The organism is Klebsiella aerogenes, from assembly GCA_029027985.1.
Classification (GTDB): Bacteria; Pseudomonadota; Gammaproteobacteria; order Enterobacterales; family Enterobacteriaceae; genus Klebsiella; species Klebsiella aerogenes_A.
Genome location: CP119076.1, coordinates 1,731,785 through 1,756,803 on the forward strand (window position 1 = coordinate 1,731,785; position 25,019 = coordinate 1,756,803).

Annotated in this window: 27 protein-coding genes, 1 pseudogene and 1 other annotated feature; of the genes and pseudogenes, 11 read left to right on the forward strand and 17 right to left on the reverse strand. The window is 55.0% G+C overall.

The window, feature by feature from the left end; all coding sequences use genetic code 11:
- Nucleotides 1-8: 8 nt before the first annotated feature.
- Nucleotides 9-908, reverse strand: a complete 900-nt coding sequence (gene hisG, locus PYR66_08150; GenBank protein ID WEF29672.1) for an ATP phosphoribosyltransferase — start codon at nucleotides 906-908, stop codon at nucleotides 9-11.
- 47 nt (nucleotides 909-955) lie between these two features.
- Nucleotides 956-1,078: a sequence feature (His leader region), on the reverse strand.
- The gene (hisL, locus tag PYR66_08155; protein ID WEF30381.1) at nucleotides 1,054-1,104 is read right to left on the reverse strand and encodes a his operon leader peptide; all 51 of its coding nucleotides are present in this window, start codon (nucleotides 1,102-1,104) and stop codon (nucleotides 1,054-1,056) included. (Overlaps the previous feature by 25 nt.)
- A gap of 175 nt (nucleotides 1,105-1,279) precedes the next feature.
- On the opposite strand from hisL, the gene PYR66_08160 reads away from it, so the two are divergent.
- From PYR66_08160 to PYR66_08170, 3 genes are all read left to right on the forward strand, one after another.
- Nucleotides 1,280-2,104, forward strand: a complete 825-nt coding sequence (locus tag PYR66_08160) for an SDR family oxidoreductase (protein WEF29673.1) — start codon at nucleotides 1,280-1,282, stop codon at nucleotides 2,102-2,104.
- A gap of 37 nt (nucleotides 2,105-2,141) precedes the next feature.
- Nucleotides 2,142-3,023: a LysR substrate-binding domain-containing protein gene (locus PYR66_08165; protein ID WEF29674.1), complete on the forward strand. Its 882-nt coding sequence runs from the start codon at nucleotides 2,142-2,144 to the stop codon at nucleotides 3,021-3,023.
- Nucleotides 3,024-3,310: 287 nt separating this feature from the next.
- Nucleotides 3,311-4,669, forward strand: a complete 1,359-nt coding sequence (locus PYR66_08170) for an APC family permease (protein ID WEF29675.1) — start codon at nucleotides 3,311-3,313, stop codon at nucleotides 4,667-4,669.
- A 151-nt stretch (nucleotides 4,670-4,820) separates the two neighbouring features.
- On the opposite strand, the gene PYR66_08175 is transcribed toward PYR66_08170, so the two are convergent.
- Complete coding sequence (locus tag PYR66_08175; protein WEF29676.1) at nucleotides 4,821-5,132, reverse strand: helix-turn-helix domain-containing protein; 312 nt, start codon at nucleotides 5,130-5,132, stop codon at nucleotides 4,821-4,823.
- 238 nt (nucleotides 5,133-5,370) lie between these two features.
- Between PYR66_08175 and fusA the strand changes: the two genes are divergently transcribed.
- Nucleotides 5,371-7,473, forward strand: coding sequence for an elongation factor G (fusA, locus tag PYR66_08180; GenBank protein ID WEF29677.1), 2,103 nt, complete (start codon nucleotides 5,371-5,373; stop codon nucleotides 7,471-7,473).
- Between the two features lie 107 nt (nucleotides 7,474-7,580).
- Here fusA and sbcB read toward each other — a convergent pair whose 3' ends face one another.
- On the reverse strand, nucleotides 7,581-8,990 hold the full coding sequence (gene sbcB / locus PYR66_08185) for an exodeoxyribonuclease I (protein ID WEF30382.1): 1,410 nt from the start codon (nucleotides 8,988-8,990) through the stop codon (nucleotides 7,581-7,583).
- 195 nt (nucleotides 8,991-9,185) lie between these two features.
- Here sbcB and PYR66_08190 point away from each other — a divergent pair, with 195 nt between their 5' ends.
- The gene (locus PYR66_08190; protein WEF29678.1) at nucleotides 9,186-10,367 is read left to right on the forward strand and encodes a tyrosine-type recombinase/integrase; all 1,182 of its coding nucleotides are present in this window, start codon (nucleotides 9,186-9,188) and stop codon (nucleotides 10,365-10,367) included.
- Here the strand turns inward: PYR66_08190 and PYR66_08195 are convergent.
- From PYR66_08195 to PYR66_08250, 12 genes and pseudogenes are all read right to left on the reverse strand, one after another.
- A complete protein-coding gene (locus PYR66_08195) occupies nucleotides 10,348-10,524 on the reverse strand; it encodes an AlpA family transcriptional regulator (GenBank protein WEF30383.1) in 177 nt (58 codons plus the stop codon). The two genes, PYR66_08190 and PYR66_08195, sit on opposite strands and share 20 nt — an antisense overlap.
- 32 nt (nucleotides 10,525-10,556) lie before the next feature.
- Nucleotides 10,557-11,954 (reverse strand): DEAD/DEAH box helicase, encoded by a 1,398-nt coding sequence (locus PYR66_08200; GenBank protein ID WEF29679.1) that lies wholly within the window; start codon nucleotides 11,952-11,954, stop codon nucleotides 10,557-10,559.
- On the reverse strand, nucleotides 11,941-12,540 hold the full coding sequence (locus PYR66_08205) for a SprT-like domain-containing protein (GenBank protein ID WEF29680.1): 600 nt from the start codon (nucleotides 12,538-12,540) through the stop codon (nucleotides 11,941-11,943). The genes PYR66_08200 and PYR66_08205 overlap by 14 nt, the downstream gene beginning before the upstream one ends.
- The gene (locus PYR66_08210; GenBank protein WEF29681.1) at nucleotides 12,537-12,806 is read right to left on the reverse strand and encodes a VRR-NUC domain-containing protein; all 270 of its coding nucleotides are present in this window, start codon (nucleotides 12,804-12,806) and stop codon (nucleotides 12,537-12,539) included. The genes PYR66_08205 and PYR66_08210 overlap by 4 nt, the downstream gene beginning before the upstream one ends.
- A gap of 75 nt (nucleotides 12,807-12,881) precedes the next feature.
- Nucleotides 12,882-13,109, reverse strand: a complete 228-nt coding sequence (locus tag PYR66_08215) for an ANR family transcriptional regulator (GenBank protein WEF29682.1) — start codon at nucleotides 13,107-13,109, stop codon at nucleotides 12,882-12,884.
- Between the two features lie 5 nt (nucleotides 13,110-13,114).
- Nucleotides 13,115-15,181 carry a DNA polymerase gene (locus PYR66_08220; protein ID WEF29683.1) on the reverse strand — a complete coding sequence of 689 codons (2,067 nt, stop codon included), beginning with the start codon at nucleotides 15,179-15,181 and terminating at the stop codon, nucleotides 13,115-13,117.
- A gap of 92 nt (nucleotides 15,182-15,273) precedes the next feature.
- Nucleotides 15,274-15,822 carry a DUF2815 family protein gene (locus tag PYR66_08225; GenBank protein WEF29684.1) on the reverse strand — a complete coding sequence of 183 codons (549 nt, stop codon included), beginning with the start codon at nucleotides 15,820-15,822 and terminating at the stop codon, nucleotides 15,274-15,276.
- Nucleotides 15,823-15,838: 16 nt separating this feature from the next.
- Nucleotides 15,839-16,375 carry a DUF2800 domain-containing protein gene (locus PYR66_08230; GenBank protein WEF30384.1) on the reverse strand — a complete coding sequence of 179 codons (537 nt, stop codon included), beginning with the start codon at nucleotides 16,373-16,375 and terminating at the stop codon, nucleotides 15,839-15,841.
- Nucleotides 16,376-17,194: pseudogene (locus tag PYR66_08235) on the reverse strand (PD-(D/E)XK nuclease-like domain-containing protein).
- A gap of 2 nt (nucleotides 17,195-17,196) precedes the next feature.
- The gene (locus PYR66_08240) at nucleotides 17,197-18,108 is read right to left on the reverse strand and encodes a hypothetical protein (protein WEF29685.1); all 912 of its coding nucleotides are present in this window, start codon (nucleotides 18,106-18,108) and stop codon (nucleotides 17,197-17,199) included.
- Nucleotides 18,109-18,111: 3 nt separating this feature from the next.
- Nucleotides 18,112-19,023 (reverse strand): hypothetical protein, encoded by a 912-nt coding sequence (locus PYR66_08245; protein ID WEF29686.1) that lies wholly within the window; start codon nucleotides 19,021-19,023, stop codon nucleotides 18,112-18,114.
- Complete coding sequence (locus tag PYR66_08250) at nucleotides 19,023-19,169, reverse strand: hypothetical protein (protein WEF29687.1); 147 nt, start codon at nucleotides 19,167-19,169, stop codon at nucleotides 19,023-19,025. The genes PYR66_08245 and PYR66_08250 overlap by 1 nt, the downstream gene beginning before the upstream one ends.
- Before the next feature lie 251 nt (nucleotides 19,170-19,420).
- Between PYR66_08250 and PYR66_08255 the strand changes: the two genes are divergently transcribed.
- Nucleotides 19,421-19,990 (forward strand): hypothetical protein, encoded by a 570-nt coding sequence (locus tag PYR66_08255; GenBank protein WEF29688.1) that lies wholly within the window; start codon nucleotides 19,421-19,423, stop codon nucleotides 19,988-19,990.
- 380 nt (nucleotides 19,991-20,370) lie between these two features.
- Here the strand turns inward: PYR66_08255 and PYR66_08260 are convergent, their stop codons facing one another.
- Nucleotides 20,371-21,063, reverse strand: a complete 693-nt coding sequence (locus PYR66_08260) for a helix-turn-helix transcriptional regulator (protein ID WEF29689.1) — start codon at nucleotides 21,061-21,063, stop codon at nucleotides 20,371-20,373.
- A gap of 116 nt (nucleotides 21,064-21,179) precedes the next feature.
- On the opposite strand from PYR66_08260, the gene PYR66_08265 reads away from it, so the two are divergent.
- From PYR66_08265 to PYR66_08285, 5 genes are all read left to right on the forward strand, one after another.
- Nucleotides 21,180-21,347 carry a Cro/CI family transcriptional regulator gene (locus PYR66_08265; GenBank protein ID WEF29690.1) on the forward strand — a complete coding sequence of 56 codons (168 nt, stop codon included), beginning with the start codon at nucleotides 21,180-21,182 and terminating at the stop codon, nucleotides 21,345-21,347.
- A 3-nt stretch (nucleotides 21,348-21,350) separates the two neighbouring features.
- Nucleotides 21,351-23,519, forward strand: coding sequence for a VapE family protein (locus PYR66_08270; GenBank protein ID WEF29691.1), 2,169 nt, complete (start codon nucleotides 21,351-21,353; stop codon nucleotides 23,517-23,519).
- Between the two features lie 309 nt (nucleotides 23,520-23,828).
- Complete coding sequence (locus tag PYR66_08275; GenBank protein ID WEF29692.1) at nucleotides 23,829-24,098, forward strand: hypothetical protein; 270 nt, start codon at nucleotides 23,829-23,831, stop codon at nucleotides 24,096-24,098.
- A gap of 284 nt (nucleotides 24,099-24,382) precedes the next feature.
- Nucleotides 24,383-24,781, forward strand: a complete 399-nt coding sequence (locus tag PYR66_08280) for a hypothetical protein (GenBank protein WEF29693.1) — start codon at nucleotides 24,383-24,385, stop codon at nucleotides 24,779-24,781.
- An 11-nt stretch (nucleotides 24,782-24,792) separates the two neighbouring features.
- Nucleotides 24,793-25,017 carry a hypothetical protein gene (locus PYR66_08285; protein WEF29694.1) on the forward strand — a complete coding sequence of 75 codons (225 nt, stop codon included), beginning with the start codon at nucleotides 24,793-24,795 and terminating at the stop codon, nucleotides 25,015-25,017.
- Nucleotides 25,018-25,019: the final 2 nt, after the last annotated feature.

A 25,019-nucleotide genomic window follows, 5' to 3' on the forward strand; every position in this document is an offset into this window, starting at 1 on the left:
CCGCTGGATTACTCCATCATCTTCTCAATCGGCAGCACCAGAATGGAGCTGGCGCCCAGCGCTTTCAGTTTTTCCATGGTTTCCCAGAACAGGGTTTCGCTGCTGACCATATGCATGGCCACGCGCTGTTTGTCGCCAGCCAGCGGCAGAATAGTTGGCCGTTCGGCACCCGGAAGCAGCGCCACGACTTCTTCCAGACGTTCGCTCGGCGCGTGCATCATGATGTATTTCGATTCGCGGGCCTGGATCACTCCCTGAATACGGGTCAGCAGACGGTCGATCAACTGCTGTTTCACTGCATCCATCTCGCCGTCGCGTTGGATCAGGCAAGCCTTTGAGCGATAGATAACTTCAACTTCGCGCAGACCGTTGGCTTCGAGGGTCGCACCGGTGGATACCAGGTCGCAGATGGCATCGGCGAGACCAGCACGCGGAGCGACTTCAACGGAACCGTTCAGCAGACAAGATTTAAAGGAAATACCTTTCTGGTCGAGGTAGCGCTTCAGCAGGTGCGGGTAGGAGGTGGCGATACGTTTGCCATCCAACGCCGCCGGACCGTTCCAGTTTTCATCAACCGGCGTCGCCAGCGACAGGCGGCAGCCGCCGAAGTCCAGACGGCGCAGGGTGAAATAGCGTGGATCCTCGCCCTGAGCACGACGGCTCAGCAGCTCTTCTTCCAGCACGTTTTCGCCAATAATGCCGAGGTCGACAACGCCGTCCATCACCAGTCCCGGGATATCGTCATCGCGAACGCGCAGGATATCGATCGGCATGTTTTCCGCGAGGGCGATCAGACGTTGGGTGTGCAGATTGACTTTAATGCCGCAGCGGCTCAGCAATTCGCGTGAATCTTCACTTAAACGACCGGATTTCTGAATAGCTATGCGTAAACGGGTGTTGTCTAACATTGTTGTTTTCCTCTGAATACCTGTCTGAATCTGTCCGAATTAGGTCCAAAAAAAAGCCCCCGGAAGTGAATCTTCCGGGGGCTCTCTTTGCGTTCGTGCACCACTGGAAGATCCAAACGTCTTCCAGCACACATCGCCTGAAAGACTAGTCAGGATGATGGTGATGGTGGTGGTTTTTAAATTGAACGCTGCTCATAAAATTCTCGTTGAATGACTATGCATTTGATGTCTTTTAACCTAAACCACTTGCAGCGCATAAAGCAAGCCCTTTTTTCCATCATTAATTCATTTCATATTGGCTGAACAAATTGTCAGTTCCCGCAGGCTGGCGTAGCCTAGTATCAGCACAGCGAATGAGTCAGGAGCCAGGTATGAAAAAGGTCGCGATTGTCGGATTAGGGTGGCTGGGTATGCCGCTTGCGCTGTCATTGAGAGCGCGCGGGTGGCAGGTCACCGGCAGTAAAACGACGCAGGATGGCGTGGAGGCGGCGCGAATGTGCGGTATTGAAGGTTATCCGCTACGTCTTGAGCCGCAGCTGGTGTGCGATGCCGAAGATCTGGACGCATTGATGAACGTCGATGCGCTGGTTATTACGTTACCTGCGCGACGTACCGGCCCCGGGGAAGATTTTTATCTGCAGGCGGTACAGGAGATTGTCGATACCGCTTTGGCCCGCCATATTCCGCGCATTATTTTTACCAGCTCGACATCGGTCTATGGCGATACTGAAGGAACGCTAAAAGAGAGTGCGCCGCGACAGCCGCAGACCGCCAGCGGTAGAGTACTGAAAGAACTGGAGGACTGGCTGCATGCGCTGCCAGGAACGTCGGTGGATATTTTACGCCTCGCCGGGCTGGTGGGGCCCTCGCGCCATCCGGGGCGTTTCTTTGCCGGTAAATCGGCGCCGGACGGCCAGCATGGTGTAAACCTGGTGCATCTGCAGGATGTGATTGCCGCGATTGAGTTACTGCTTCAGGCCCCGAAGGGCGGACACATCTATAATATATGTGCGCCTCAGCATCCGGCGCGCGGCGTCTTTTACCCGCAGATGGCCCGCGAACTTGGGCTGCCGTTGCCGGTATTTGCCGATAACCCGAAAGGCGGGAAAGGCAAAATTATTGACGGTAACCGGATTTGCTATGAGCTGGGCTTTGAATATCAGTACCCCGATCCGCTGGTGATGCCGATGGAGTAACCGCCAGCAGGCGATCGCGTACCGCAAGGGGGGGGCGATGAAACCACTGCTGGATGTCCTCGTTATTCTTGATGCCTTAGAAAAAGAGGGGAGCTTTGCCGCCGCGTCGGCAAAGCTCTATAAAACTCCCTCGGCGCTGAGTTACACCATTCATAAGCTGGAAAGCGACCTTAATATTCAGCTACTGGACCGCAGCGGTCACCGGGCGCGTTTTACCCGTACCGGACAGATGCTGCTTGAAAAAGGGCGTGAGGTGCTGCATATCGCCCGCGAGCTGGAACAACAGGCCATCCGGCTGCATCAGGGCTGGGAAAATACGCTGACCATCAGTATCGATATGACTTTTCCATTTTCACGGTTATCTCCGCTGATTGAACAATTCTATCAACAGCGCAACGTGGCTCGTTTACAGTTCAAACGTAGCGAGGGTTGGGAAATGCTCGTCGCGGGGGAGGTTGATATGGTGCTGGGGGGGCTATATGAGCCGCCAGCGCTGGCGAACTTCAGCTTCAGCCAACTCGGCGAACTGGAACAGTGTTTTGTGGTGGCAGCGCAACATCCGTTGGCGCAGGCCAAAGAACCGCTGAGCTGGCGGACGCTGCAGCGACATCGGGCGGTTATCGGTAGCGGCGGCTGGCCGCACGGCGAGAAACAGGCAAGCCTGGCGGTTTTTGATATGGCCAGCCTGCTGTCGCTGGTATGCGCCGGTTTGGGCTGGGCTTACCTGCCACGCTATCTGGCGGCACCCAGGTTGGAAGATCGTCAACTGGTGGAAAAACGGATCGCCGCCCCTGCGCCGATACATCGGGCGTGGATTGGCTGGAATGAAGACGCTTTTGGCCTGGCGGCGCAATGGTGGTTACAAACGGTATTAGCAAATAGTGCTATTCGGCAGATCTATAATACTAAAATAGTATGAATATTAGTCGGTTAGAATTATTGGCCTATTAATAAACCTTTCAACATCTTGTCATTAGGCCAGAAGTTGTTGCAAAATACGCAGCCTGAAAACCAGAGACTAGCCGACGCTTTTTTAAAGTGTCGGTTATTTTTTTGGTCGAAAGACACATCATTCAATACCAAGAGGCCGGGCTTCGTACCGGATAGATATTTACTAAAAACCGACAGTCGTTGTCGCTGAGGAATAGAAAGAAATGGGGCAATTTTTTGCTTACGCGCTGGCATTCGCCGTAAAAGGGGATAACTATGTCGCATAACGCTACTCCAAATACCTCTCGCGTGGAATTACGTAAAACGCTTACGTTAGTTCCGGTTGTAATGATGGGCCTTGCCTATATGCAGCCGATGACGCTGTTCGATACGTTTGGTATCGTCTCTGGATTGACTGATGGTCACGTTGCGACGGCCTACGCCTTTGCGCTGATCGCCATTCTCTTCACGGCATTGAGCTACGGTAAACTGGTTCGCCGTTTCCCGTCTGCGGGTTCTGCTTATACCTACGCACAGAAATCCATTAGCCCGGCTGTCGGCTTTATGGTTGGCTGGTCATCGTTGCTGGACTACCTGTTCATGCCGATGATCAACATTCTGCTGGCGAAAATTTACTTTGAAGCGCTGGTGCCTTCCGTTCCGTCGTGGATCTTCGTTGTCGCGCTGGTGGGCTTTATGACCATTTCCAACCTGCGCAGTATCAAGGCGGTGGCAAACTTCAATACTCTGATTGTGGTTTTACAGATGGGTATTGTGGCGGTGATTATTGGCCTGATTATCTACGGCGTTTCGCATGGCGAAGGCGCGGGCACGCTGACCAGTACCCGTCCGTTCTGGTCTGAAGGCGCACACGTGGTGCCGATGATTACCGGCGCAACCATCCTGTGCTTCTCATTCCTCGGCTTTGATGGTATCTCTTCCCTGTCTGAAGAAACCAAAGACGCAGAGCGCGTGATTCCGAAGGCTATCTTTTTGACCGCGCTGATTGGCGGCCTGATCTTTATCGGTGCATCCTACTTCCTGCAGCTGTACTTCCCGGACATCTCACGCTTTAAAGATCCGGACGCGTCGCAGCCTGAAATTATGCTGTACGTAGCGGGCAAAACCTTCCAGTGGGGCGTGCTGATTTTCTCCAGCGTCACCGTACTGGCATCCGGTATGGCTGCGCATGCAGGCGTTTCCCGTCTGATGTACGTGATGGGCCGCGACGGCGTATTCCCGACGCGTTTCTTCGGTTATGTTCATCCGAAGTGGCGTACTCCGGCATGGAACGTTCTGCTGGTTGGCGCGATTGCTCTGCTGGCGATTAAATTTGACCTCGTCACGGCAACGGCGCTGATTAACTTTGGTGCGCTGGTGGCGTTCACCTTTGTTAACCTGTCGGTGATTTCCCAGTTCTGGATCCGTGAAAAGCGTAACAAGACACTGAAAGACCACTTCAACTATCTGGTTCTGCCGGTTTGCGGCGCGCTGACCGTGGGCGCACTGTGGGTGAACCTGGAAGAGAGTTCGATGATTCTGGGTCTGATCTGGGGCGGTATTGGCCTGGTTTACCTGGCCTGCGTGACCAAAAGCTTCCGCAACCCGGTACCACAGTACGAAGACGTTGCTTAATCACGCGTTGTGATAAGAAAAGCCGGAGGGAAACCTTCGGCTTTTTTGCATCTGGCGCTTGTCGATTTTCCCCGGTGGCGGCTGCCGTCTTACCGGGGCTACAGGTTTCTGCGATCTGGTAGCCCGGACAGATACGGCAGAAATGGACGGTTTACTTCTCCTGCTGCATCACGCTCAGCAGCGTATCCAGCAACCCCGGAAAGCGGGCATCTAAATCGTCGCGGCGCAGCGAGATTAAGTTTTCTCGTCCCTGCGGGCGCTGCCAGATTACGCCGCTATCGCGCAGTACTCGCCAGTGGTGGGTCATCGTGGATTTGGCGATATCTTCTTTACGCAGCGCGTTACAGGTCTGCTCGCTACCGTCAGCCAGCGTGCGGATTATCTCCAGTCGCAGAGGATTGCCGAGGGCAAAAAGGACATTTTCAAGGCGGATTTGTTCACGTTCGGGGTGATTGGCGATCATAATATTCCTGTGTCGGCGGTTGTGCTGTTCATGCGAACAGCAGCCCGTATCGGCGGCTGGCGGCTAATATACCCAAACTCCTTTTGTTACGCCACGCGTGCCGTCGCAACCAGACCGATAGTAATGATAGCAAAAATAGTTCGAATATACTCGTACAGTTGTACTAATATGAATGCCGTAAACCTAACCGCGGCAGATTTAGCCGCTAACTGACAGTCAATACGACTAAGGACGCATCATGCCCCGACCCATCCCCCTCGAACGTTATCGCAACATCGGTATCTCCGCGCATATCGATGCCGGTAAAACCACCACCACTGAGCGCATTCTGTTTTATACCGGAATGAGCCATAAGCTGGGTGAAGTACACGATGGCGCGGCAACCACCGACTGGATGGCGCAGGAGCAGGAGCGCGGGATCACCATTACTTCCGCTGCGGTAAGTTGTTTCTGGCCCGGTATGGACCGCAGTTTTGAGCCGCACCGCATCAATATTATCGACACCCCGGGGCACGTAGACTTCACCATCGAAGTGGAACGTTCTATGCGCGTGCTGGATGGCGCGGTGATGGTCTATGATTCGGTCGGCGGTGTGCAGCCGCAGTCGGAAACCGTCTGGCGTCAGGCTAACAAGTATCACGTACCCCGGCTGGCCTTCGTCAACAAAATGGACCGTCCGGGAGCCGATTTCTTCCGCGTGGTACAGATGATGATCGACCGCCTGAAGGCCAATCCGGTACCGATTGTGATCCCCATTGGCGCCGAAGAACATTTCACGGGCGTTGTCGATCTGATTAAGATGCGAGCTATTCTGTGGGATGATGCGACGCAGGGCATGACCTTCAGCTATACGCCAGTACCCGATAACCTAATGGCGATAGCCCAGCAGTGGCGGGAGAAAATGGTATCGGCCGCGGCGGAAGCCAGCGATGAACTGATGGATAAATATCTCGAAAGCGGTGAATTGAGCGAGGCAGAAATCGTTGCCGGGCTGCGTAAACGCACGGTCAGCGGTGAGATCCAACCGGTACTCTGCGGCAGCGCCTTTAAAAATAAAGGCGTGCAGCGGATGCTTGATGCGGTCATTGAATTGATGCCGTCGCCGCTGGATATTCCGGCGATTCAGGGTATTGATGACAAAGGCCAACCGGCGGAACGTCATCCGAGTGACGATGAGCCGCTGTCGGCGCTGGCGTTCAAATTGATGACTGACCCCTATGTTGGTCAGCTCACCTTTATCCGCGTTTATTCCGGGACATTGAAAAAAGGCGATGCGGTATTTAACCCGGTGAAAGGTAAAAAAGAACGTATAGGGCGCATCGTGTTGATGCACGCCAACGATCGCCATGAAGTCGACGAGCTGCATGCTGGCGATATTGCCGCCTGCGTCGGCCTGAAGGACGTGACTACCGGCGATACGCTTTGCGATCCAAATGCCGTGATCACCCTCGAACGTATGGAGTTTCCGGAACCGGTGATTTCACTGGCGATTGAGCCGAAGACCAAGGCTGATCAGGAGAAAATGGGTATCGCGTTGCAGCGGCTGGCCTCCGAGGATCCCTCGTTCCATCTGCATACGGATGAAGAATCCGGGCAGACAATTATTTCCGGGATGGGGGAACTGCATCTGGAGATTATCGTCGATCGTATGAAACGCGAATTTGGCGTGGAAGCGAATATTGGCCGCCCGCAGGTGACCTACCGTGAAACCATTCGCAAAACGGTGAAGGATGTCGAAGGTAAATTTGTCCGTCAGTCCGGCGGTAAAGGGCAGTACGGCCACGTGGTGCTGACCCTGGAACCGTTGGCGGCGGGTAGCGGCTTCGTGTTTGACGATGCGACTAAAGGCGGGGTGGTGCCGCGCGAGTATATCCCTTCCGTGGAGAAGGGGCTACGCGAAGCGATGGGGACCGGAGTGCTGGCGGGTTATCCGGTTGTCGATGTTAAAGCGACTCTGACTTTCGGTTCGTATCATGATGTCGATTCATCTGAGATGGCGTTCCGCATGGCGGCGATTTTCGGCTTCAAGGAGGGGGCGCGGAAAGCGGATCCGGTGATCCTCGAACCGGTGATGCACGTCGAAGTGGAGACGCCGGAAGAGTACGCCGGGAATATCATGGGCGATCTCTCTTCCCGTCGCGGGATGGTGCAGGGGATGGAAGAGCGTTTCGGCAGCCAGGTTATTCGCGCTGACGTGCCGCTGGCCGAGATGTTTGGCTATTCCACCACGCTGCGTTCGATGTCGCAGGGGCGGGCTATCTACAGCATGGAGTTCCACCATTATGCGGAAGCGCCGCGTAATGTGGCGGATGAGATCATCGCCAGCCGCGCTAAAAGCTAACGAATCGTTCCCGGGTCGCAACGCGATGCGTTGTTCCCGGGCTACGAATCCTGCCGCCGTTGGTTGCCCGGGTAAGGCGTTAGCCGCAACCCGGGATTTCCCACAAATCAAACAATATTCTGCGCGTACTGCCACAGCGCTTTCAACAGTGCCTGTTTCTCACTATCGTCGGCATACTGTTGATACATCACCTGCAGCTCATCGGCATAGGCTTGTAAAAACTCCGGCGTAAACACGTTACGGCGATGCTCTAACCAGCGCTGTTGCTCGTTTTCATCAAGTGTGCCGGGGAAGTTGCGCGCGCGGTAATTAAACAGCAGCCGCTCAATGCGCGGGTCGGCGAAAGTAATATCCAGTGCCGGTAGATTGCGAGGCTCGGTCTCGAGGACGATTTTCATCGCTGTGCGATCGGCATCGCTAAAGAATCCATTATAAAGCTGGGCATCAACGTTATCGGATGGCGTGAATGGCTCGGCTTCGGCATACAGCGCCACCACTTTCTCGCGTACCTGCGGATGAGCGCGCAGCAGCTCGGCATTCTCCCGGCAGCGCTGAATATTGATTCCCAGCCGGTCGGCATCCTGCGGACGTAGCGTATTGGCCTGCGCCAGCACCGGGCATTTATTGAGATGCACCAGCTTAATCGGCGCCGCGGGTAAATCGCCAAGTTCGGCTCTGGGGGTATATAAACGCTCGCGCAGGGTATCAGCGTCGAGTTCCAACAGAGGCGACATATCGCCCGCCAGATCAACCATAATGACCGCATTGCGGTTATCCGGATGCCAGGCCAACGGCGCGACCAGACTGGTATTGCCGCGTGCGGCGCCGAACATCCCGGAAACATGGACCAGTGGTTTCATTTGTGGGATGTCAATCAACGTCGCCAGCTTGCGCTTATTACGATGACTGTACAGATAATCAAACAGACGCGGCTGTTGGGTCTTCACCAGTTTCGCCATCGCGATAGTGGCATAGACATCGGCCATTGCGTCGTGAGCGTTGCTGTGTTCAATGCCATTGGCGACGGTCAGGTGCTCAAGACGAAAGCTTGGCAGGCCGTCTTCGTTTTCCGGCCAGTTGATCCCTTCCGGGCGCAGGGCATAGCAGGCGCGCATCACGTCGAGGAGATCCCAGCGCGAGTTATCGTGTTGCCAACTCCAGGCGTAAGGATCATAAAAATTGCGATAAAAGATATTCCGGCTGACTTCGTCATCGAAACGGACATTATTGTATCCGACGATACAGGTTTTCGGCACCGTGAACAGATCGTTGATACGGTGGGCGAAAGCGGCTTCGTTACCGCCTTTGGCCAGCGCCTCCTGCGGCGTAATACCGGTAATCATCACCGCCTGTGGCTGCGGCAGGTAGTCGTCCGCGGGTTTACAGTAAAATACTTCCGGCTCGCCAATGATATTCAGGTCTTCATCGGTGCGGATGGCGGCGAACTGCGCCGGCCTATCGAGCGAAGGGCTGGTACCGAAGGTTTCGTAGTCGTGGAAGAGGAATGTGCTCTGTATGCTTTCGTTTTTTACTGTCACCTGATGTATGCGCTCGATGTTATATGTATTTGATTTTGGTTTGTTTTAACGTCTTTATTGCCATTATTTGATAACTTTTGTACACCGCTAAACATTGTCGATTACGCCAGTACATGCGATATTGAGTACAGGATAAGTACATAAATCATCATTTAGCTGAGTACAAAATACAGAATGGCAATTAGCGACACAAAACTGCGTTCTCTCTATGGTAAACCATATTCGGGCCCGGCTGAAATCACTGATTCAGACGGGCTTGGGATCCGCATAACGCCTAAAGGTGTAATCAGCTTTCAGTTCCGTTTTCGTTGGGACGGCAAACAGCATCGTCTGGGGCTTGGACGCTACCCATCCTTAACGTTAAGAGACGCTCGCAACAAGGTTGCCGATTTGCGCGAGGCAGTTGATAAAGGGATTGACCCCCGGATCCTGGCCGGCGGGCTACGCGCCCAAAACAAGCCCACGGTAAAAGAGTGCCTGGACTACTGGAGGGAAAACTACGTTGATATCTCGTTGAGGGAAAAAACGCAGGCGCTCTATAAATCGACAGTCATTAAACATATGAGCGATGTTTTCCCAGGGGTTCCTGTCGAAGATATCCCCGTGCGGTTATGGGTGGAGCGGTTCACCGAAGAGGAGCGTATTAACCCTCGGCGTGCCAGGCAGCTACTGATTCAATTACGAACGGCGATAGGGTGGTGCGTTCGTAGGCAGTTTGTCAGCGCGCCTGAGCTGATGCTCCTGCAGCCTAAGGATATCGGTGTTAAGCCCTCAGTCGGTGAGGTGACGCTAAGCTACAACCAGCTTGCAAAAATCTGGCTGGCTATTGAGCGCAGCCGTGGTTCAACGTCGAACCGGTTGTTGCATCAGTTATTAATGCTTTATGGCGCAAGAAATAGCGAGATACGGGATTCGGTAAAGGGTGAGTTTAACAGGGAAGAGGGGGTCTGGCTGCTTCCAGCCGAAAGGAGTAAGACCAAAAAAGTTGTCAGGAGACCGATTTTTGACGCGGCGGATACTTTGCTGAAAAAGGCAGAAATGACCTACGGAAACATTCTTTTCCCTGGGCCTGATCTGACTAAGCCTATGTCTATCGCCGGTGCTAATCGCTTCCTGAAAAGAATCGAGGTTTCACTGGGGATTGGCGAATTTACCGCACATGACTTTCGTCGCACGCTGGCAACTCGCCTTTCTGAAGAGGGGGTTGCCCCGCATGTTATCGAGAAGATGCTGGGGCATGAGCTTGGCGGCGTCCTGACTGTGTACAATAAGCATGACTGGATAGCAGAACAGAAAGACGCCTACGAGCTGTACGCAGAAAAGATATTCTGGCATATCAAGAAGATTTCGGGTTGATACCGCCGTTTAAGATCCACGCTTCCACCTCCGACAGCAGGTATTGTTTGGGGTGGGTGCGTATCGGTTTTGGAAAATTGTAACGCTCGGTATATTTCCATATGGTCATACGCGATGAAATGCGCATCATCTGCATCACTTCTTTTTCGGTTATCATTTCAATGCTGGCCACAAACCACCTCCTACGGCCTACTGGCCTCTCTTTTTCATGGCATCGAGCAGGATGTCCTGCACTGTTCGTTTTGAATTGCGCCGTTCCATCACCATTTCATCCATAGTGCCGGCGGCGATAATGTGGTGTATGAATACCGGGCGGTTGTGTCCGGCCTGAATCTGCCGGGTTGGCCCGATGCGTTCGATAATTTGCTGGTACTGCTCCAGATCCCACCAGTGCGAGAAAAACACCAGTATGTTGCCGCCGTCCTGCATGTTCAGTCCGTGGCCGGCGCTGGCAGGGTGGGCGAACAGAACCGGTATTTTTCCGGCGTTCCAGTCGCGCAGCGTCTGCGGATCCTGGTCAAGATGGCGGCCACGGGGGAATGCTTTAAGCAACCGCTCGAGGTCGTGTTTCCAGTGGTAGGCAACCAGTACCGGCGCGCCAGCTGCTTCAGTGAGTATGCTGTCCAGCGCCTGCAGCTTCGCGTCGTGAAGTTCTGACCAGCTCCCGTCGTCGTCGGTGTAGACCGCGCCACTGGCGATTTGCAGACACTTAACGGTTTTGGCGGCCGCGTTAGGCGCTTCGATGCCTTCACCGTTCAGCTCGAGGAACATTTCTTTTTCCATCTCGCGATACTGCTGGCGCGCCTTTGGTGGCATATCCACGCGAATAACGTTATGGATTGGCTCTTCGATATCGAACCAGTCGGCGGCATCAAGCGAGATAGTGACGTCAGCCAGCGCGCGTTGGATCTCGTCCTGCGAATGCGCGAACGGCTCCAGCTTTGTCCAGCTCTGGCCGGGGAATTGTATCGAGTTAAACCAGCGGGAGGTGAACGCGCCGTACGTGCGCCCGAGGCGTTGGCCCTGGTCGACAAACCACGCCTGACCCCACAAATCCACCAGGCCATTCGGCGCCGGCGTGCCGGTGAGGTTCATCCAGCGGCGCACATGCTTATGCGCCACTTTGCCGAGTGCAGCCGCGCGTTTACCACCGCCGCGCAGCCGGAAAGACTTAAGCCGGGTGCTTTCGTCAGGAATGACAGTAGCGAAAGGCCACCGGCCGCCGAGTTCTTCGGCCAGCCACACCAGATTGTCGTAGTTGATGGTGAACACGCTGGCGTTGCTGTTTGCCAGCGCCGCTGCGCGCGCTTTGGCGGTACCGACAATTGGCTGCACTTCGATATTGCGCAGGTGGCCCCATTTCACAGCTTCATCAGGCCATGTGCTGGCCGCCACGCGCAGCGGCGCCAGTACCAGCGCGGGCTGTGTCTCTGCGCCGCACATGAAGAGATCTTCCAGCGCAGTCAGCGTCGCCACGGTTTTACCCATACCCATACCCGCCCAGATATTGCAGCGCTCGATATCGATTTCGTGATTGATTATGAGGTCTTGGTATGGGCGGGGGGTGAATAGCTTAGAGGTCACCATCGGTTATCATTTCTCCGTGGAAGGGGCAGCAGGGCGGCCCCAGCTCGAGCCACTTTTTTGCAGCGCGTACGGTGTAGCCACATTCGGGGCAAGCGCATTTGTGATATCGGTTCTTTTGCTTTTTCTTGCGCGTGGACACGCCACGATCTGATTTCATTACGCCGTGAGGGATTTCGCCGATTTTGGCGATAACCGGGCGCATCGCCTCGATAAATTCAGGTCCCGCATACGTTGCGGTTGCGCGACCGGCGAGGCCGATTGCTTTGTACACGCGTTTGAAGTTAGGGCCGTGGCCTTCCTCAATGCCGAGCGCAGCGTGGATAAGTTCATGCGCCAGTGTTGCCAGCACCTGCATGGTGAAATTTTCGTGGTCGCTGTAATCCGGTCGGATGAAGATTTCGAAATGCTCATCCTCGGAACACTCCTTACTCCAGCACTCGCCAATTGCCCGCCCGCGCAAACCAGCAGACGGGAAGCCAATAGCGATCCTTATTTTTGGCGGAAGTGGTGCGCCGTATTCCTTGAACGCTGGCGCCATTTCCTGCGTAGCTGCATGAAGCCACGCCTCGCGGGTATCGAATTTCACAATATTCCCTCCAGATCTTTGCTATCCAGCACAACCACGTTAAAGCCCAGCGCGCGCAGCCTTTCGTGCTCGCGCAGCTGGTCGGCGCGTGGTGCTTTGCCGGGTGCTTTGCACTCCACAAAAACGATACGGCCGCCGGGCAGCAGAACGATGCGATCGGGGACCGAACGGCGCCCAGGGGATACGAACTTATAGGCAATCCCGCCGGCGGCTTTCACCGCAGCGGCGAGGTGTTTTTCTATAATGCTCTCGCGTTCGTAGGCCATTACAAAACCTCCGCAATGGCCCAGGCGAGCAGCGTCCAGAAACACGTGAGTGTTGCCAGCAGTAGCAGCAAAACCTTACCTCGATAGCTCATCTTCCACCGCCTTGCGCCGTTCGCGCATGTTCTGCATCAGGCAGAAGTCATTCCGCCGTTCGCTCCATTCCTGATTTAGTTCGTTGCGCGATTCCCGGTTGGCTTTCGCCCAGACCTTCGCCGCGCGGTCAAATTCTCCCGCCTGCTCCAGCTGCACGGCTTCGCGCGCAGACCGGTAATACAGCGGACTGTCTCTGTATTTGAATGCCATAACGATTAATCCTTACGGTAGTGATACGCCTCAAAGCCGCCGGCGTTCAGCGGGATATCGGGCGCCCATTCGGGGTTAGTGGAGAGCAGGGAAGAGAGCGCAGCGTCGGTGTAGTCGTCGGTGTCCGGCGCTTCGCAAATAACTTCATCGTGCACGGTGAGTACAATGCTGTATCCGGCGTTCTCGATCAGCGGCATGTTACCGGCCAGAACGTCGCGGGCGGCGGCCTGTGTGACGTTTTCGACCAGCTTTCCGCCGTAGGTTTTGAGCCGTTGCCATTTCCGCGAGTATGAGTTAATCCCCATATAGGTGATGTTTCCCTTCTCGATCGTCGGCGACGGGTAGCAGAGTGCGCGTCCGGACGGCAACTGGATACGCAGCCAGGCGCCATCGCGGCGCACTTTCAGATAGCCGCAATAAAGCGTTTTCTTAGGGGTGACAATTGCGGCGCGGACGGTACGCTCGAGCTGGTACCAGAAATCGCAGGTTTCCGGGTGCGCCCGGCGCCACAGGCGTTTAAGCGAATCGCAAGCGATGAAGACGCGCTCCGATAGCCCGTACGTCGCTTTACGTTTCACCGATTCGTCATACCAGCTCTTAGCTTCACGCTGAACATCGCGCGGAATATTCGGCAGCGCGGCGGTTGCCAGCTCCTCGAGATCGAGGCCATAGACCAGCGCGAAGGTCAGAAACGCCGCGACGCCGCCACCGAAGCCGAGGCCCAGTTCCATCACCTTGCCGATCTGGCGCTGGTATTTGGTCACATCTTCCGGGGTGATGTTGAACGCTTTGGCGTAAGCCAGTTTGTAGAGGTCGGGGCCGGTGCCTTCGTCATACTGCCGGAAAGCTGCCAGCTTCCACTGCTCACCGGCAAGCCAGGCCAGCATACGGCCTTCGATGTTCGACAGGTCAGATACGACCAGCTTTTTACCCGCCGGCGCCATAATGCAACCGCGCAGCGCCGAGCTGGTCAGCTCCATGACATTATCGAAAAGCAGATCGGCACAACCTGATTTAAGCGCTTCGATGCCTTCATCGATGTGTTCCTGCTCGAGCGTCGGGCGGGGCAGGTTCTGGGGCTGGAACAACCGCCCGGCCCAGCGCCCGGTACGCGATGCACCGCAGAATTGCAGCGTACCGCGCAGACGCCCGTCGCTACTGATGCCCTTCATCAGCGATTTGTACTTACTGGTGCTCGTGGTGCTGGCCTGCAGGCGGATAGCCAGCAGCTCTTTCACTGGCGACGGCAGATCAGGGTCAGCGATTCGGCGTTCCAGCGTGCTGCGTTGCATGTCCGGCAACTCGACGCCGTATGATTCGACAATGTGCTTAATCATCGCGTCGCGCTGTGTGGCCGCCTGCACTTCGCCGTCGGTCATCACCTGCGTACGCTTTGCCAGTCGCTTCTGTTCAAGGTCTACCGCTTCGATAGCGGCCTGTGCGAGCTGTACATCCATGCATACGCCGCGGTCGTTGATACGTTGGTCTCGATGCCACAGTGCCAGCTCGGTGCCCTGATAGTTCCACTTCGGCAACCGTTTATAGACTTCGCGCATTGCCTCGATATCCAGCCCGGCGTAGGCAACAAACCGCTGCCACTCCACCGGGTGCGTTTTGCTGGTTGCGCGGCGCAGCTTGCTGTTCTTCGGGCGGGGCTTACAGAAGAGCTGGATCAGCGATTTGCCTTCTTTATCCTTCGCCTTATCCTGCGGAACGCCCAGCACTTCGCAGAGTGCCCCCAGTGCGCCGGGGAGACTGTGCGCCAGCGCCTGCACCATTGTGTCGCGCCAGCGCTCAACTGGCGGCGCTAACTCCGGCATTGCATGGCGTAGCACCGTGCGGTCAAAGTGCGAATTGTGGAAAAACAGAATGGTGTTAGGGTCGGCAATAGCCTTGCGCAGTCTGCTGGGGATAGGTTCGCCAGCTGTCAAATCCCAGACGCTAACCGGTTCGTCACCGATAGCCCAGGCGAACAGCATTACTTCGACGCCCTCGGCATAAGCGTGGGTACCGTTGTTGATGGGGATTTCGCAATAGGTTTCCAGGTCGCCCCAGAGAATGGTTTCAGACATAGATATTCCTCGCGGGTGCTTTGCGAAAAGGGATGCTCTTTGCAAAACACCCGGCACATGGCCGGGTGATAAGGGGAATTTCAGTGGACGGGTTAAATCAGCTCGCCAGCGTCGGCACCTTCGCTGATATCGTCGAAGTCGTCCGGCGCTGCCACACCACCGCCCGCGAACGCGTCACCGTCGCGCAGGAACTGGACGCCGCTTAGCGATGCGTTGATGCGCTTACCAAAGTTGTTATCCTGCGCCCAGATATCCACCACGGCGTTAACGTAGCAGCCGGCATACGGGCGGCCGTCGGCCTGTACCAGCGCGGTACGGTCGCGGTCGATAACGGTAGGGCGGGCTTTGTTCGCTGCGTTCAGGAAGAAATTACCCGGAAAGCCCTCATACTCGGCTTTCTCGTCGCCATCGTGCAGGCAGAGATTGAGCTTTTTCTCCAGCTGGCCGTAGATGGTTTCCCACTTCTCGCCCCATTTCTCTTTCGCCACCTGTTTAAGCGTTTTGCGAACTTCTTCGAGTTGTGGGTGCTTAGGGTCCATCAGGAAAACAGCCGAGAAGCGCGGATCGCCTTCACCGTTCACAGTTTTCGCTTCGAACAGAGCAGGGAAGGCCAGACGTACGTTATTGAGTTTCAATTTCATGGTGTTGTTCCTTAAATCAAATGAGGTCGTCAGCGAACGTTTCATCAGAAACGTCCTCGAAATCGTTTACAGGGTTAACGTTGAGGGCGGGGCGCGGGTCGGATTCAGGCGCGATGGCGGGCATACCATCAGAGCGGGTTATCAGCGCTTCGACTTTCGTCCAGCGGCGTGGGCTGTCTTCTTTCAATAGCGCCTCCGCCTGTGAAGGGCTAATCACCGTCTGGTTGTACATCTGGTCTTGCTTCAGTCTGAAAGACTTCAGCAGCTCTTCCGCAGCGTCTTGATCACACCATTTCTGGTCGCCTTCTGATGCTGTGACCAGTTTATAACCCGGCACCGTGAGACCGGCGGCCAGATCACTGCCTACCTTTTCGCGGATGGCCGTGCAAAAGATTTCGATGCGCTCTACCTGGCTATACACCTCCGCTAATTGCTCGGGGGTTAACAACGGGACGCGTTCCAGTAGATCGCAAATCGGGAGTTCGAGAGGTGTAGAAATTACTTCGAAGTCATCGAGTACACGGCTTTGGGTATTCTGTCCTTCGTCATTCATGAGTTCTTTGTCCTGCTTTCGCGCCCAGTCCGGACGTTTTAGTGTTTCTATGCCGTTCCATTCATCTGACTGGCGGCAATGATGGTAGGTGTTCAGGTCACGCCTGAATAACGCGCTACCGGCGGCTGCATCGTGCGGATCCAGTTCGAACACCCTTACCGGATAGCGCCCGCAGTCGATGCTTTCGCTCACTGCGAGGAAGACAAAACTATGTTGTTCACCCGTTGCGTGTAGCGCCCCTTCGCGATACATCGCGTCCTGAACGTGGTAACGGAATTCGTCAACGTGCCTTGCGAAACGATCCATATCGGCGACTTTTTTCACATCGATGATAATTCGATGGTCTGGCAGCCACTTGTCAGGACGGATCCGGCAGAGTTCGCCCGTTTCGGTGTCGTTCCAGTACATCGAAACCTCACAATGCCCGTGTGACTCCAGTAACCAGCGTGCTACCGGATGGGCCATTGCACTTTCGCGCATAAGTTGCAGTTTTCGCCCCTCTTCGGCGGTCATTACCGTTGCGCCACTGTCGGCTACCTCTTTTAAAAAAGCCTCTTCATCCGCTTTGCCCTGGTTCGTGCGGCGATTGAAAGCTGGCGCGATGATGAATCTCTTGCTGAATTCTTCGGGCTCCAGTAGCAAACAGTGCAGAGCGGTTCCCATATCAAGCGCTGACTTTTTCTCTTCGTCTTCCGGTGCGGCTTTTACCCACTGTAAAAGCGCAGGAGACTTTGCCAGCATATCGAGTTGTGACTTACTCACGCCGTCGCCGGCGTGGTAGTCTTCGTTGCTGATATCGAAGTAAATCCCCGGTTCCATACTCAGTCCTCCAGAGCTTTTTCGGCTTTGGCGATCAGATCAGCGAGGTCTTTGTCTTCCACTTCGCCCAGCTTTTTCGCGCCGAAGCTGTCCAGGATGCCGACCGCCTCAGCGCGATAACCGCCTTTACACAGTGTTTTAATGCACTCTTCAGCATGTTTCCGTTGGTTTTCGTACCGGTTGGTAAGTGCCTGGTCGTGTTTTGTTTCCGGCTGGGTGTTTTCTTTTGTGGCGGCTTCCTGCAACTGAAGGAATTCGACTTTGTTGATCTCCACTGTCAGACCGTCTTCCAGTAACTCATTCAGGGCGCCGAGGTCTTCCACACTACCGATTGCGCAGCTTTCCGGGTGACTCCAGTAGAACGGGCCTTTACGTTCCTGATTGGCTTTGCTGCTGCCTTTCTTCGGCTTCACTGCGTCGCGCTCGGTTGGTGCGGCGTCGAGAAGGCGCTCGGCAAAGCTGCGGCGCTCGCCGATGGTCGGCAGGTCGTCCCAGTACTTAAGAACGTTGCGGGACAGGTCGAGCAGGGCTGGTTTCAGGAGCGCTTTAGCGCGTTTCACACCCTGCAGGGCGCTGTCCAGTGCATCAATCTGCACTACTCGGGCGTCAGCTTCGGCGTCGCGGTAATCAACGGCGCGCTGCAGCATGTCTTCGGTGATTTGCTGCGGTACCGGGTAGAACGCCGCCAGCGCAATAACGTCGCCGAACTGCAGATCGTCGAGCGTCAGCGAGGTTTTCGATTCGGTAACTGTTTCGCGGTACTCCTGAACCTGCGCCACGGTGTCGGGTTTCAGCGCAACGCCAGACGCCAGCGACTGCACCAGACGTTCGAGCAGCTCGATATTGCGTTCATACAGCGAGTTTTGCTTGGTCAGCAGCTGGTTGTTCAGTTCGAGATTTTGTTCAAGACTCATGTTTTATTCCTCAATCTTGACGAACTGGCCTTCGTCATTCAGGTAGTAGGGGGTATTGGCTTCAATGCCGTTTTCGCCGACGTACGCCACGGCAAAACGCTTGCGTTCACCGTCGTGCCATGGAACTGCAACGCAGCCACCTTCACCCAGAACAACACGCTGGATGCTGCCAGCACAGGCCACTACAGATCCTGCACCTGAAGCGGTGATTCGGGCGTAGTTGCCGGAGCTGCCGATTTGGGCGTAGTTGCCGGAGCTGCCGATTTGGGCGTCGTCGCCGGAGCTGCCGATTTGGGCGTCGTCGCCGGAGCTGCCGATTTGGGCGTTGTAGCCGGAGCTGCCGATTCGGGCGTTGTAGCCGGAGCTGCCGATTCGGGCGTTGTAGCCGGAGCTGCCGATTCGGGCGTTGTAGCCGGAGCTGCCGATTTGGGCGTCGTCGCCGGAGCTGCCGATTTGGGCGTTGTAGCCGGAGCTGCCGATTTGGGCGTTGTAGCCGGAGCTGCCGATTCGGGCGTCGTCGCCGGAGCTGCCGATTCGGGCGTTGTAGCCGGAGCTGCCGATTCGGGCGTTGTAGCCGGAGCTGCCGATTCGGGCGTTGTAGCCGGAGCTGCCGATTCGGGCGTTGTAGCCGGAGCTGTTCTCACCTTCTACCTGACCGGAAGGTTGCGGCATGCTGGTGAGCTCTCCGATCATCTTATCGGTGGCCGCTGTCTCAGCCTGGATAAATTCAGCGCTGTCCAGGAAGGTGCGGTACATCTTATCGACCAGCCAGCGTGCATCGTCGAAGCGCTTATCGGCAACCAGAGCGCCATGCACATCAGCGTACGCGCCACCCTGCGGGAATTTTTCAAGGAACCAGCGGTAACCGTCGGTGCACGCGCGCCAGTTTTTAACCTGCTCTTTGGTGATTTGCATTAAGCGATCCTCGCGATAAGAAGGATTAAGGAAATGGTCAGGCCGCACGCGAGTGCGATAGCCAGCCCGGTGATAAAGTCGAAATGTTTACGGCGCCAGCGGAGCACATCGCGCCCCGTCAGCCGGTGGAGGTGTTCAGGTTTCATTGGTAGTGCTCCTTTTCATGTCGGGGAGCGCACCCGGTGCCAGCGGGCGAGACATAGCACCTTTGTGGATGCGCTTTCCGACAGGAAAAAAGGCCCGCTATGGGAGGCGGGCAAAGACTACACACAGCAATGCAATGGATATCGGCGAGTGCCTGCTTTTAACCACATCAGGCGAGGTGGTTCTCCCTGTACCCCTACAGTGAGAAATCGTCTAATATCTCTTCACCCCTACAGTTTGAGAGTGATTAGATATGTCTGAAGAAAAAGGAATTCTTTCCCGGATAACTGAATCTTTATCCGGCGTGGGAGGAGCAATTAAAGGCGCGGTTGAAGCAGCAAGAGAAATTCAGAATCTGACTGTCGACTATGCGGTTAAAGAGAAGACGCACACCCTACTCGATAAGCTAATGGATGTTCAGATGCAGCAAATGTCGCTTCAGGAGTTGCTGATTGCGGCTAAGGAGAAAATTGTTGAACTGGAAAATGAGAAAGTAAAGCAAGAGAACTGGGCCGCTGAAGCGGCGAGCTATGAACTTTACCAGCCTATGCGGGGTACTCTGGTCTATCGCAGCAAGCTTTCTGCAGATGTTGACCAAACTCCGGTTTATATTTGTCCCAATTGCTACGAGCAAAAGAGAAAATCTATATTGCAAGCGGAAGGTCTGGTTACTAAGCCAGGTCTTGGGCGAGCCGTTAATATGGTTTGTTCGCACTGTAGGGCTTCCTATTTGTTCAACCGAAATGCTTTAGAGGCCCGACTGCCTTCTGAAGATGAAAATCCAGGGAAGGCAATCACGGATTACGATCCTTACAACCAGTAATTTCTTTAAGCGTGGGATACCTTTCCGGTAACCCAGAGTTAAAGAAACTAAGCGCCCCATCATCGGGGCGTTTCAACTTGCGTGACTTGTCAGCTCGCCGCGGTGTCGTCCTCTACGCTTACCGTACGCATACGGACTCGGCGCTTACCTCGATCCCATCGGGTGCTATTTCGTTTTGCCAGGAGCACAGCGGCTTGCCTGTCACGCGGTTCTGTTTGTTAAAGAGCTCGTTAAGTTTGGTATAGATATCTTAACTTGTGATGCATAGTTAAGACCTCTAAACCATTAAAGTCAAGAGCGGAGGTTAAGAAAAATGTACTTTTTTGCAAATAGGTAAAGAAAAGCCCGCATTTAGCGGGCTTGAGCGGAGTGCTTAATTTTTAGAGAAGAACTGAATACCAGAATACTTGCCCAATAATTTTAATCTTATTGGCATCATGGTTGAAATACTCTTCATCAGCGTATTCGTCACGGTTATACGAACGGATGCGGATACCGTCAGGCAATCTGTAGAGTAGTTTCACTCTTAGTAGTCCGTCCTGGTCAATGGCATAGACTTTACCGTCTTTGATCGACGATTTTGCCATATCCACCCCCACAACCGCACCGTCCGGGAGCACCGGCTCCATGCTATTTCCGCTAACGCTAACACATGCAGCGGACTCGATATCTACACCAGCTTTGCGCAATGTAGACTTTGCAAAACGTAATTTACAACCGGACCGATCTAAATCGACATAGGTACCGTTGCCCGCCGACAACTCAACTTCCTTGAAGAAAGGTATTTCCACCTCATCAGCCTCGAGTGGTGTATTCGAATCCCACCCAGAAAAACCGCCTTCCACTCTAGCGTTAGACTCCACAGGCTTTTTATCAGTTTCTTTTCCTGTCAGAAGCCATTCAGGTGAGACGTTTAAAGCTTCCGCTAGGTTAATCAAGTTCTTACCGTTTGGCGCGGTGTTACCAGACTCCCACATCGAAATCGTGGCTTTAGTCAGACCTATACGCTTAGCAAGAGCTTCCTGCGTCATTTTTATTTCACGGCGGGCTTTGCGAATACGTTCGTTAATCATGGTGTTACCCCTCATGTGGTTTAGTTAGCTTAACTTATTCAGGGTATCGTTTTCTTGACTTATTTGTTTAGTTTTCTTAACCTCATCTAAACTTCATCAGTCCAGGAAATACGGATATGAAAAAATCAAAAGCCATAGAACTGGCCGGTAGCAAGGCTAAACTAGCTAGGCTGCTGAAAGTGTCGAAAGGTGCCGTATCGCAGTGGGGCGATGAGATCCCCGAACTGCGCGCCTTACAGCTTGAAAAATTGCTTAAAAAATCAGCCTCAAAACAAAAGGCGTAATCCATGCCAGAGATTAAGAACTGGGGGGCGACGCCTGACGATTGGTTCCACTTCGATCTGGTGCTGGGCCGTACTGACCAGCTGCTGCCGGTCGTGTGCAATCCGAACGCTGCCATTTCCCCCAACAGCAAACTGAAAGCGCTGGGCAAAACGCCGAGCCTGTATAACCGCGACCGCCTGGCAACTGGTATCAAAGACTGGACAGAGCATGTTGTGACTGAGCACGACTTTGCGCGCTGGTCAAAAGAGCCTGATTACGGGATTTGCGTTCGTACCGGTAACGGCTGGCTGGCGCTCGATTGCGACAGCGAAGACGCCGACGTGCAGCAAAAGATCCGCGACCTGCTCGCGCAGCTGCTGGGCGACGTTCCGCCGCGGCGCTGGCGTGCGAACAGCAATAAATGCCTGTACCTGCTGGGTGTGGAAGGTGATTTCCGCAAACGCATTCACCGCCTCGAGGGCGAACTCGGCATTATCGAGCTGCTGGCCAACGGTCAACAATTCGTTGCCTGCGGTACGCACAGCAGCGGCGCCCGTATCGAATGGGATAACGAGCTGCCGGATGATCCGCCGGCGGTATCGGCTGACCAGCTCGAAACACTGTGGCAGCAGCTGGCCGACGTTCTCCCTGTATCGGTCACCACCGAAGCGGGTAGCAGTAAGATGCGTGACCGCTCAACCTTTACACCCGGCGCCACCGACGAAACGGCGGAATACCTGGACGCCAACGGCTGGACTCTGCTGGACGGTACCAACGGCGAGCGTTATATCCGCTGCCCGTTCGAGGACGGACACAGTACCGGCGGCGACCCTACCAGTACGGTTTACTTCCCGGCGGGTACAGCTGGTTTTGACCTCGGCCATTTCAAGTGCCTGCACGCCAGCTGCGCCCACCGCAACGATGGTGATTACCTGAATGCTATCGGCATCCGCAACGACGATTTCGAAGACCTCACCAGCACCGAAATTGCCGAACCTTTACCGCTGCCGGCGTTCGAGCGTGACAAATGGGGGCGCATCGAGGCCACCATCAGCAACGCGGCCAAAGCGGTTGTGCGTCCTGATTTCGTGGATATCGATATTCGTTTCGACCAGTTCCGCGATGAAATCATGTTCGCACCGGCGGGCTCCGGCCAGTGGCAGGCGTTCACCGATCCGGATTACGCGCGCCTGCGTATCACGATGGAAAAACGCGGCTTTAAAGCGGTTGGGCGCGAGCTTATCCGCGATGTGGTACTGCTGGCCGCAGATGAACAGCCTTTCGATTCAGCGACTACCTGGCTGAACGGGCTGGAATGGGACGGCGTACCGCGCATCGAACATTTCTACCATACCCACTTCGGTACCGCCGATACGCCATACACCCGCGCGGTGTCCATGTACATGTGGACGGCGCTGGCGGGCAGGGTGCTGGAGCCCGGCATAAAAGCTGACATGGTGCCTATTCTCGTCGGGCGGCAGGGTTGCGGCAAGTCCTCGGGCGTGGAAGCGCTCAGCCCCGATCCTGCTTTCTTCACAGAGATATCGTTCGCAGAGAAAGACGACGACCTCGCGCGCAAGATGCGCGGGCGGCTGGTCGCTGAGATTGGCGAGCTGCGCGGCCTTAACACCAAAGAGCTGGAATCCATCAAGGCATTCGTGACGCGTACGCATGAGAACTGGATCCCCAAATACCGGGAGTTCGCTACGCAGTTCCCGCGTCGCCTTGTGTTCATCGGTACCACCAACGAAGACGAGTTCCTCGCGGATAAAACCGGTAACCGCCGGTGGTTGCCCGTCGAGGTCTCCAGCGTCGATGTGCAGGCTATTAAGCGCGACCTGCTACTGCTGTGGGCGGAAGCCCGCGAGACATTTAAGCGCCTCGGCGGTATCCAGTTCCGCGATGCTGAACGCCTCGGCGCGAGTGTCCATGAGCAGTACACCATTAAAGACGCGTGGCTCGAGACGGTCGAGAAATGGCTCGATACACCTGACCTGATGACTAATGACATTCCGCGAAATTGCGAATTTTTACGCGCTAGCGACGTGTTGCGCGATGCAATTGGGTTAGATCCTCGCCACATCGGAAAACGCGAAGAAATGCGAATTAGTAATGTTTTGCAAAATTGCGGTTATAAGCGCGAAACAAGGCGCGTTGAAGGCAAGTTAATGAAGGTTTGGCGGCAAGCGTAACCACCTGTTACCACCTCCATTGTGTAGGTGGTAACAATTTAATTCATTGAAATTTAAAGGATGTTACCACTGTTACCACTGTTACCACCTATTTACTAAAAACCCCATATATATATATAAGTCGTTCAGGGAAAGGTTAGAAAGATGGTGGTAACAGTGGTAACAGTGGTAACACGCCCAACATGTAATTTATTGCGGGTAGCGATATGAAATCACCAGTTAACGCACTCAACGGCGATTCAGCGGCGCCGGATTCTCAACAAAACCGCTCTCTATGCTCGCGCGTGCGCGCGTTTTGCGAGGTGGCCTATGCCAGTCGTTGCCACGTTTAAAACAGACTGGTTCCGTGTCATCAGCGACATAACCAGGACGGGGATCCCGCTGCAGGAGATAGCCCGCGAGCTGGATGTATCGAAGTCTGCTATCATCGGCTGGAAGCAGGGCGCAGCACCGAACCACCATACGGGCGAAGCGCTGATAGACTTCTGGTGTTACGTCACACAGCGCCCGCGCTCCGAGCTGCCGGCGCAGGTCACATCACGGCGATTCGTATACGCCTGGCGCACAAAGCGCATGTGAACATGAAAACTTGCAAAAACAGGGCGTTCACTGACTAAAAACGCTATGCAAAAACCGCCCTGTTTTATGCACGATTTATGCAGCCGATTTTCATACTTTCCCGCCAGCAAACCGCAACAAATAACCTCTTCACGCTAAATCGGTAACGAGTGCCGATCGCGTGGTGCCGATAACGTACATTATGTTAAATCAGGCCGTTTTTTAACAAATTATCCATTTGGTCAGGATTCCGACCAACACCCCTGCGCACACTCTAGGCTCCACGTTCCACAGGAGCCACCACAATGGCACGACAGAAGAAAACCATCGAGACACCGGGGCAGGAGACAACGCAGCCGCAGGACGCCACCGGCGCGGCGCTGAACGCTGAAACTACCGAACCGTCGGTGCAGCAGAACGTTGCGACGCTGCTGGGCGCTACGGCGCTGGCCGAGCGCAACGCCATTCTTGCCACGCTCAATGCGCAGGGCGCCACCATCGTTGCGCGCTTCGAAGAGCTGGGCTTCACCGACCTGACTGACCAGAACCTTACCGACAACCTCGAATTCCTCACCCTCGTACGCAAAGCCACTGATGTAAGCACCGGCGGCGCGGGCGCAATGGTGACGAACGAAGAGGGCAAGCCGCAGCCGGTACGTGGCGCACCTGTATTAACCGAACACGGCTGGCATGTGCCGGGCTAAGGAGACTTGTTATGTGTGGGGGCGGTAGACCAAAAGTCGTGCAGCAGGATCCACAGGCTGAGGCAGATGCTGCAGCCGATGCGGCAGCGAAGGCCGCAAACGCCGACACTGCAGCGCGTAAGAAACGTAAGAAAGGCTCATCGCTGCTGGCGAGCGGTGCCGAAGGCGCCACGGATACAGGATCTTCCCTGCTGTCTACCGGCGCGCAGGCTGCAAAAAACACCTTAGGGGCATAATC

What these genes read in the sequence shown, in the direction of transcription:
- hisG (WEF29672.1), bottom strand. Translation starts at nt 908, where the DNA reads ATGTTAGACAACACCCGTTTACGCATAGCTATTCAGAAATCCGGTCGT.
- PYR66_08160 (WEF29673.1), top strand. Translation starts at nt 1,280, where the DNA reads ATGAAAAAGGTCGCGATTGTCGGATTAGGGTGGCTGGGTATGCCGCTT.
- PYR66_08165 (WEF29674.1), top strand. Translation starts at nt 2,142, where the DNA reads ATGAAACCACTGCTGGATGTCCTCGTTATTCTTGATGCCTTAGAAAAA.
- PYR66_08170 (WEF29675.1), top strand. Translation starts at nt 3,311, where the DNA reads ATGTCGCATAACGCTACTCCAAATACCTCTCGCGTGGAATTACGTAAA.
- PYR66_08175 (WEF29676.1), bottom strand. Translation starts at nt 5,132, where the DNA reads ATGATCGCCAATCACCCCGAACGTGAACAAATCCGCCTTGAAAATGTC.
- fusA (WEF29677.1), top strand. Translation starts at nt 5,371, where the DNA reads ATGCCCCGACCCATCCCCCTCGAACGTTATCGCAACATCGGTATCTCC.
- PYR66_08190 (WEF29678.1), top strand. Translation starts at nt 9,186, where the DNA reads ATGGCAATTAGCGACACAAAACTGCGTTCTCTCTATGGTAAACCATAT.
- PYR66_08195 (WEF30383.1), bottom strand. Translation starts at nt 10,524, where the DNA reads ATGATAACCGAAAAAGAAGTGATGCAGATGATGCGCATTTCATCGCGT.
- PYR66_08200 (WEF29679.1), bottom strand. Translation starts at nt 11,954, where the DNA reads ATGGTGACCTCTAAGCTATTCACCCCCCGCCCATACCAAGACCTCATA.
- PYR66_08210 (WEF29681.1), bottom strand. Translation starts at nt 12,806, where the DNA reads ATGGCCTACGAACGCGAGAGCATTATAGAAAAACACCTCGCCGCTGCG.
- PYR66_08215 (WEF29682.1), bottom strand. Translation starts at nt 13,109, where the DNA reads ATGGCATTCAAATACAGAGACAGTCCGCTGTATTACCGGTCTGCGCGC.
- PYR66_08220 (WEF29683.1), bottom strand. Translation starts at nt 15,181, where the DNA reads ATGTCTGAAACCATTCTCTGGGGCGACCTGGAAACCTATTGCGAAATC.
- PYR66_08225 (WEF29684.1), bottom strand. Translation starts at nt 15,822, where the DNA reads ATGAAATTGAAACTCAATAACGTACGTCTGGCCTTCCCTGCTCTGTTC.
- PYR66_08230 (WEF30384.1), bottom strand. Translation starts at nt 16,375, where the DNA reads ATGAATGACGAAGGACAGAATACCCAAAGCCGTGTACTCGATGACTTC.
- PYR66_08240 (WEF29685.1), bottom strand. Translation starts at nt 18,108, where the DNA reads ATGAGTCTTGAACAAAATCTCGAACTGAACAACCAGCTGCTGACCAAG.
- PYR66_08245 (WEF29686.1), bottom strand. Translation starts at nt 19,023, where the DNA reads ATGCAAATCACCAAAGAGCAGGTTAAAAACTGGCGCGCGTGCACCGAC.
- PYR66_08250 (WEF29687.1), bottom strand. Translation starts at nt 19,169, where the DNA reads ATGAAACCTGAACACCTCCACCGGCTGACGGGGCGCGATGTGCTCCGC.
- PYR66_08255 (WEF29688.1), top strand. Translation starts at nt 19,421, where the DNA reads ATGTCTGAAGAAAAAGGAATTCTTTCCCGGATAACTGAATCTTTATCC.
- PYR66_08260 (WEF29689.1), bottom strand. Translation starts at nt 21,063, where the DNA reads ATGATTAACGAACGTATTCGCAAAGCCCGCCGTGAAATAAAAATGACG.
- PYR66_08265 (WEF29690.1), top strand. Translation starts at nt 21,180, where the DNA reads ATGAAAAAATCAAAAGCCATAGAACTGGCCGGTAGCAAGGCTAAACTA.
- PYR66_08270 (WEF29691.1), top strand. Translation starts at nt 21,351, where the DNA reads ATGCCAGAGATTAAGAACTGGGGGGCGACGCCTGACGATTGGTTCCAC.
- PYR66_08275 (WEF29692.1), top strand. Translation starts at nt 23,829, where the DNA reads ATGCCAGTCGTTGCCACGTTTAAAACAGACTGGTTCCGTGTCATCAGC.
- PYR66_08280 (WEF29693.1), top strand. Translation starts at nt 24,383, where the DNA reads ATGGCACGACAGAAGAAAACCATCGAGACACCGGGGCAGGAGACAACG.
- PYR66_08285 (WEF29694.1), top strand. Translation starts at nt 24,793, where the DNA reads ATGTGTGGGGGCGGTAGACCAAAAGTCGTGCAGCAGGATCCACAGGCT.